The sequence below is a fragment of the Allorhizocola rhizosphaerae genome (genome assembly GCF_003426775.1).
Classification (GTDB): domain Bacteria; phylum Actinomycetota; class Actinomycetes; order Mycobacteriales; family Micromonosporaceae; genus Allorhizocola; species Allorhizocola rhizosphaerae.
In genome coordinates, this window is sequence record NZ_QJUG01000361.1 from 1 (window position 1) to 5160 (window position 5160).

Annotated in this window: 6 protein-coding genes; 2 read left to right on the top strand and 4 right to left on the bottom strand. The window is 69.8% G+C overall.

All coding sequences use genetic code 11. The features are described from left to right. On the bottom strand, nt 1-293 hold a 293-nt coding region (locus DM816_RS39960), incomplete at its 3' end, for a helix-turn-helix domain-containing protein (RefSeq protein ID WP_162908338.1). Between the two features lie 364 nt (nt 294-657). Here DM816_RS39960 and metF point away from each other — a divergent pair. Both metF and DM816_RS39970 read left to right on the top strand, forming a co-directional pair. Next, on the top strand, nt 658-1554 hold the full coding sequence (gene metF / locus DM816_RS39965) for a methylenetetrahydrofolate reductase [NAD(P)H] (RefSeq protein ID WP_117215672.1): 897 nt from the start codon (nt 658-660) through the stop codon (nt 1552-1554). Further along, on the top strand, nt 1515-2207 hold the full coding sequence (locus DM816_RS39970) for a CDP-alcohol phosphatidyltransferase family protein (protein ID WP_162908339.1): 693 nt from the start codon (nt 1515-1517) through the stop codon (nt 2205-2207). Before metF ends, DM816_RS39970 begins: the two co-directional genes overlap by 40 nt. A gap of 75 nt (nt 2208-2282) precedes the next feature. On the opposite strand, the gene DM816_RS39975 is transcribed toward DM816_RS39970, so the two are convergent. The 3 genes from DM816_RS39975 to DM816_RS39985 are packed head-to-tail and all read right to left on the bottom strand — an operon-like array spanning nt 2283 to nt 4265. Further along, nucleotides 2283-2828, bottom strand: coding sequence for a GNAT family N-acetyltransferase (locus tag DM816_RS39975; RefSeq protein WP_117215669.1), 546 nt, complete (start codon nt 2826-2828; stop codon nt 2283-2285). Then, a complete protein-coding gene (locus DM816_RS39980) occupies nt 2825-3334 on the bottom strand; it encodes a YbaK/EbsC family protein (RefSeq protein WP_117215670.1) in 510 nt (169 codons plus the stop codon). The genes DM816_RS39975 and DM816_RS39980 overlap by 4 nt, the downstream gene beginning before the upstream one ends. Next, on the bottom strand, nt 3255-4265 hold the full coding sequence (locus tag DM816_RS39985) for an EamA family transporter (RefSeq protein WP_162908340.1): 1011 nt from the start codon (nt 4263-4265) through the stop codon (nt 3255-3257). Before DM816_RS39985 ends, DM816_RS39980 begins: the two co-directional genes overlap by 80 nt. Nucleotides 4266-5160 lie beyond the last annotated feature (895 nt).

A 5160-nucleotide genomic window follows, 5' to 3' on the forward strand; every position in this document is an offset into this window, starting at 1 on the left:
GCTTGAATATGGCCAGCTCGGGCCGGGGCTGGGACGTCGCGCTCGGTGGGCGGGTCGGCCGCGGCCGACCGGCCGCCCATCGGCTCCTGCAGCACCTGCGACAGTGTGGCCAGCCAGGGCCCGGTTGGCGTGCGCAGCCCCCGCTCCCACCGGCTCACCTCGTTGCGGCTGACGGTGGGGACCCCGCTCGCCGCGCACAGCAGCTCGGCCAGGCGCCGCTGGCTCCACCCGTGACGGCGGCGCAGTGCGGCCAGGCGCAGGCCGAAGGACGTGTTGGACATCGCGTTGGACATGTCAGGGGCCCCCGCTCGTGTGGCGCTTGAAAGACCGGCGTTGACCCCAGGACGCCAAAGAAACTTATATCCCACAGCTACGACAGAAACCCGCCTCAACCATCCGTGTGCTCGTTGGCCGCGGGCGTCTCGCCTCGACCTCCCGCCATGGGTGCGCTGTGGTATCTGCCGTGGCCTCCGGCAAGGGCCTTCCCGTAACACTCCGCTTCGCTCCGCCGGCGAAGCCCGAAGCGGGCTTTCGCGCCCGCCAGGCCGGGCTTTCGCGCCCGCCAGGCCGGGCTTTCGCGCCCGCCAGGCCGGGTCGAGCGCCGCTGTCGGCCGGCCGGATAGAGTCGGCACCGTGACCGCACGCGCGCCCTCCACCATGCCGCCGCGTCCACGCATCAGTGACTTGCTGCGTTCGGGCCAGCCGACCTTCTCCTTCGAGTTCTTCCCACCGAAGACCCCCGAGGGCGAGCGACAGCTCTGGCTGGCCATCAGGGAGCTCGAACCGCTCCGCCCCGACTTCGTGTCGATCACCTACGGCGCGGGCGGCAGCACCCGCGACACCACCGTCGCGGTCACCGAGCGGATCGCCACCGAGACCACGCTGCTGCCCATGGCCCACCTGACCGCGGTCAACCACTCCGTGGCCGAGCTGCGCCACGTCATCGGCCGCTATTCCGACGCCGGAATCAGAAACATGCTTCTGGTCCGGGGTGATCCTCCCGGCGACCCGCAGGGCGAGTGGGTCAAACACCCCCAGGGCCTGCTGCACGCGGATGAGCTCGTGACCCTGGTCAAGGCGAGCGGCGACTACTGCGTGGCGGTGGCCGCGTTTCCGGAGACGCACCCGCGCTCGCCCGACTTCGACTCCGAGGTGCACTACTTCGTGCGCAAGTGCCGCGCCGGCGCCGACTTCGCGATCACGCAGTTCTTCTTCAACTGGGAAGACTGGGCCCGCCTGCGCGACGCGGTCGCCGCGCAGGGGTGCGACGTGCCCATCATCCCGGGTGTGATGCCCGTGACCAACGTGAGCCAGATCGAGCGGATGGCCCAGCTGTCGGGCGCGCAGTTCCCGCCCCAGCTGGCCGAGCGGCTGCGCGCGGTCGCCGACGACCCGTTGGCCGTGCGCGCCATCGGGGTCGAGGTCGCCACCGAATTCAGCGCCCGCCTGCTCGCCGAGGGCGCGCCGGGGCTGCACTTCATCACGCTCAACCGGTCCACCGCAACCCGCGAGGTGTGGCAGCAGTTGAGAGTGGCATCAACAGCATCGCTCTGACTTGGGACGAGTTCGTCGTGGCCTGGGCACGCGCCTACGACGGCTACGAACTGACGCACGCTCCACAGTGGCGAAGAAGCGTGATGCGCGGGATACACCGGCTCGCCGTGGTCGGCGCCCGCGTCGGCGTCAAGCCGTCCGCCACATTGATCGTGTCGGCGGTGAGCTCATGTTTCGTGCCTCTGCTGACCTGGCAGGGCGGGGTGTGGCCGGTCGCGGCCGTGCTCGCGCTGGCGTTCGGGCTCGGCGCCGATCAGCTGACCGGGGCGCTGTGGGTGCTGTCGGGCGGCACCACCCGGCTGGGCTCGTTCTATCAGTCGCTGCTCGACCGGCTGGCCGAGGCGTGCTGGCTGATCGCGCTGGCCCTGTTCGGCACGCACCTCGCGGCGGTCATCACGTGCGCCGCGCTGGTGTGGGCGCACGAGTATGTGCGCGCCCGCGGCAACCTGGGCCGCACCGCCGTGGGCACGCTTGGCGATCGCTCGACCCGGGTCTGGCTGGTCATCGTCGGACTGCTGCTGGGCGCGGTCTCGGCCCAGTTGAGCCGGGACCTCGCGGCCGGCGTGGTGACCATGGTGGTGTTCGTCTGGGCCGCGTTCGCGCTCATCGGCGTGTGCCAGCTGATTGCCATCATCAGGAAGGTGCTGGCATAGGCATGATCGCGCGACTTGCCTGGCAAGCCGGGTGAGCGCGGGATTATCGGGCGACTCGCCAGGCAGGTCGCCCGATCAGCGTGGCAGGGGCAGGGGCCTGCCCAGGACGGCGAAGGGGCGCGGGTCGCCCGGAAACATCAGGTGCCGCGCCACATCCTGGAAGCCCGCGCGGCGATAGAGCCGCCACGCCCGTGACATCTGCTCGTCGGCCTCGGGAGTGGACAGCAGCACCGTCCTATCGCGAGTGAGCGACAGCAGCAGGCGTAGCTGCGCCGCGCCCAGGCCCCGCCCCTGCGCCGACGGGCGCACGTGCATCTCCACCAGCTCGAAACACGAGGTGAGCCAGCGCTGCCGCTCGTCCTCGGTGAGCGCGGCCCGCACCTGGTCGTGCCACCACTGCCCGGGAGCGGAATGGTAGCCGTAGCCGAACCCGAGCAGCCGCCCGTCGGTGTCGTCGAGCGTGGCCACGGCGTAGAAGTCGGGGCGGCGCAGGTGCGTGGCGATGTAACCCCGACGCACCTGCAGCGCCTGCTGCTCGTATGACATGGCCTCGCCGAACACCTCAAGGGCGTCGTCGATGCGGCGTGCCAGATCCTCCGGCGTCCACCGCACCAGCGTCATGCGACGTCCACCTCGGTCGCGCCGGTGATCGCGCGCAACTGCGCATAGCCGATCGGGAACACCGCCTGCGGGATGCCGCCCGCCGCCCAGATCACGTCGTATTGCGCGAGATCCCGGTCGAGCAGCGTGCGCACCGGCTTCGGGTGCCCGACCGGCGCGACCCCGCCGATGACCTGGCCCGTGTGCTCGCGCACGAACTCCGGCGTGGCGCGCTTGAGCTTGGGCACCCCGAGCTCGGCGGCGACCTTGGCCGTGTCGACCCGGTGCGCGCCCGATGTCAGGATCAGCAGTGGTTCGTCGTCGCCGATCTGGAAGATCAGCGAGTTGGCGATCTGTCCAACCTGGACACCCAGTGCCTGGGCCGCCGCGGCGGCGGTGTGCACGCCCTCGTCGAGCAGGACGATGCGGCTGTCGATGCCCGCCTCGTCAAGCCGCTGCTGGACTGCTGTCACGTTGGGGTGCTGGTTGTGCGGTGTCTCCCGCTGGATCGTGTTCGCCTCTGACATGCGGCCCATTCTGCCCGACGGAAACCCTTGCCGTCTCGGCCAATACGACGCCGAGCAGGAGCACCGTGCCGCCCGCGAGCTGGGCCGGGTTGAGCCGCTCGCCGATCGCGACCCACGCGACGGCCGAGGCCAGCACGGGCTCGGTCATGCCGATGATGCTCGCGCTGGTCGCCGGCAAGTGCCTTAAAGTACCGACGATGAGGAGGTACGGAATGATCGTTCCGAAGATCAGCAAGTACACCGCGAGCGCCCAGACCGGCACGCCGCGATCGGTGACGCCGGTGAGCGCCTGCCAGTCGGGCACCCCGCCCATGACGGCCCGGCTGGCGAACCCCGCGATGGCCGACACGCCGAACCCGAGGCCGGTCAGCGAGACCGAGTCGCGCTTGGTCACGCCGCGCGCGCCCATCAGGTAGTAAGCGGCCAGCAGCACGGCCGAGGCCAGGCCCGCCGCCACGCCGAGCCCGTCGAGCGTGAAGTTGCCCCACACCTCCGCGACGCAGGCCAGGCCTGCCAGGCTGAGCGCCAGGCCGGCCCAGAGACGGGCGCGCACGGGCTGGCGCTGCCCGAACCGGAACCACAGCGCGACGAACACGGGCGCGGTGAACTCGAACAGCAGGCCGATGCCGACCGGGAGCCGGGAGATCGCGGTGAAGTAGAGCATGGGCACGGCGAAGAAACCGGTGACGCCGTAGGCCAGTATGAGCGGGATGTCCTTGCGCGCCAAGCGGAATCGGCGAATGCCGGGGCTCAGCAGGGTACCGAGAAGAACAAGGCCGAGGCAGGCACCCAGGGCGCGGAAGGTGGCAAGGTCGCGGGGCTGGACGCCGGCCTGCAGGATCAGCTTCGAAACGGTGCCGTTGAGCGCGAAGAACGACGCGGCGGACACGACCATGACGACGCCAACGGCCGGGCGGGGACGAAACGACACGATCGACAGGTTATCTCGTGTCAGGAGCCGCTGAAAGAGTGCTCCTTACCGTGGATCGTCGTCTTTGTTGCAGGTCTGCTGGAGTCCGGCCAGAATCGTTGCACCGCAATCGATTTGGCGGGCGTGCGGCTCATTCGGCCTGGCCCGCGCGCGAGGGGGCGGGCCTTGACCGGAAGTCACTTTCGAACTAATGTTCTAGATAGTTCTTCGGACACCTGTTCGAGAGCGGCACAACAACTCCATAGTCTCCGGGGGGAGCGATTCGCGGCGCGACACCCGGAAGCGGTGCTCGCAACACCGCAAGTGCGACCGGCGAAGCTCGGGCTTCGAGGGTCACCTGACGGGACGTCACCCGCTGCCCACCGACCCCCGGGCAGCGGGTGACTACCGGCGACACATACGCAACCACCTCGCGAAGGAGCGTCCGATGAGCACTCGCACGAGCCGGCCAACGCGGCTCGGCGATCTCTGGTCACCTTCGCCGCAGGCCGCGATTCCAGCTGCGGGGCGTGCCCCGCAAACTCCACACACGGATGGCGGATGCTCATGGGTTCCAATGGTCACCGAGCTGGTGCACTGAGCGACATCTGGCGATGGTTGTTGGCCTCTGGTGGGGCGGGCTCCTCGTCGTCCGAGTCGGAGTGGTGCGCGGCTCCGGGCGCGGGCCCATGCCTAGGCGAGATCATCTTGAAATCGGGATTCGCCCATGCCGAAGTGTGGCGCTGGTGCACCGACCCCGATCGAAGGGAGGCTCCGGCATGACCGCCGCGGTCCTCGTTCCCTCGCACACGCTTCCCCACAGGACGCCGCTGGAGCTCTTGGCACTGGCCCGCCGGGGCCTGGCCGAGGCGCGCGGCACCGATGCCTACGCGCAGAGCTACGCCGCGGCCCACCT

Excerpts from the sequence above, each read along its gene's own strand:
- metF (WP_117215672.1), top strand. The coding sequence starts at position 658 with ATGCCGCCGCGTCCACGCATCAGTGACTTGCTGCGTTCGGGCCAGCCG.
- DM816_RS39975 (WP_117215669.1), bottom strand. The coding sequence starts at position 2,828 with ATGACGCTGGTGCGGTGGACGCCGGAGGATCTGGCACGCCGCATCGAC.
- DM816_RS39980 (WP_117215670.1), bottom strand. The coding sequence starts at position 3,334 with ATGTCAGAGGCGAACACGATCCAGCGGGAGACACCGCACAACCAGCAC.